This window comes from Mycobacterium sp. E3339 (assembly GCF_001666915.1).
In the GTDB taxonomy this organism is placed as follows: Bacteria; Actinomycetota; Actinomycetes; order Mycobacteriales; family Mycobacteriaceae; genus Mycobacterium.
Map to the genome: position 1 here is coordinate 1 of NZ_LZIZ01000102.1, position 1,187 is coordinate 1,187.

Genomic DNA, 1,187 nt, shown 5'->3' on the forward strand with positions numbered 1-1,187 from the left:
GATCGCGGTGTCGCTGCTCAGCCTGGTCCTGCTGACCATCGCGCTCGCGACCCCCACCCACGACATGCGCATCCCGCGCAACCGGGCCGTCATCGTGCTGGTCATCGACATGTCGCAGTCCATGCGGGCGACCGACGTGCCGCCCAACCGGCTCAAGGCCGCCGAGGAGGCGGCCACCCAGTTCGCCACCCAGCTGACGCCGGGCATCAACCTGGGGCTGGTCGGCTTCGCGGGCACGCCGTACCTGCTGGTCGCCCCGACGACCAACCGCCAGGCGGTCAAGGCCGCGATCGACAGCCTCAAGCCGGCCCCCAAGACCGCGACGGGCGAGGGCCTGTTCACCGCGCTGCAGGCCATCGCGACGGTCGGCTCGGTGATGGGCGGCGGCGACGGGCCGCCGCCGGCGCGCATTGTGCTGGAGTCGGACGGCGCCGAGAATGTGCCGCTGGATCCCAACGCCCCGCAGGGGGCGTTCACCGCGGCCCGGGCCGCCAAGGCCGAGGGCGTGCAGATCTCGACGATTTCGTTCGGCACGCCGTACGGCACCGTCGAGTACGAGGGCGCCACCATCCCGGTTCCCGTCGACGATCAGACGCTGAAGAAGATCTGCGAGATCACCGACGGCCAGTCGTTCCACGCCGACAGCCTGGAGTCGCTGAAGGACGTCTACGCGACTCTGCAGCGCCAGATCGGCTACGAAACCGTCAAGGGCGACGCCAGCCTGGCCTGGATGCTGCTGGGGGCCGTCGCGATGGCCGGCGCCGTCCTGGCCGGCCTGTTCCTGAACCGCCGGCTGCCCTCCTGAGCGATCAGACCGGCAGTCGCCGGTTGATCAGCAGCGCCAGCGCCGTCGCGATCAGGGCGGTGAGCACGCCCAGGCGCAACCACCCGGCACTGCCGGGACCCGGCACGGTGCGGTAGCCGATGTCCTTCTCGATGGCGTTGTAGCTCTTGGACAGCTCGTCGACGGTGCCGGCGGTGTAGGACTGCCCGCCGGAGAGCTTGGCGATCATCTTCATCTGGTCCGTCGAGACCGGCACCGCGACCCGCTGCCCGTCCATCTCGATCTCGCCGGTCTTGGTGCCGAACGAGATCGTCGAGATGGGCACCCCCTCGTCGCGGGCCAGCCGCGCCGCGGTGTAGGCCCCGTCGTGCGGGTCGCTGGGGTTGGACGGCTTGTTCTCCTT

Annotated in this window: 1 protein-coding gene and 1 pseudogene; one reads left to right on the forward strand and one right to left on the reverse strand. The window is 70.3% G+C overall.

Annotated features, from left to right (window positions below):
- On the forward strand, positions 1 to 805 hold an 805-nt coding region (locus tag A5702_RS09640; RefSeq protein WP_068220189.1), incomplete at its 5' end, for a VWA domain-containing protein.
- Positions 806 to 809: 4 nt separating this feature from the next.
- Here the strand turns inward: A5702_RS09640 and A5702_RS09645 are convergent.
- Positions 810 to 1,187 (reverse strand): annotated as a pseudogene (locus A5702_RS09645) (hypothetical protein); the annotation flags it as partial.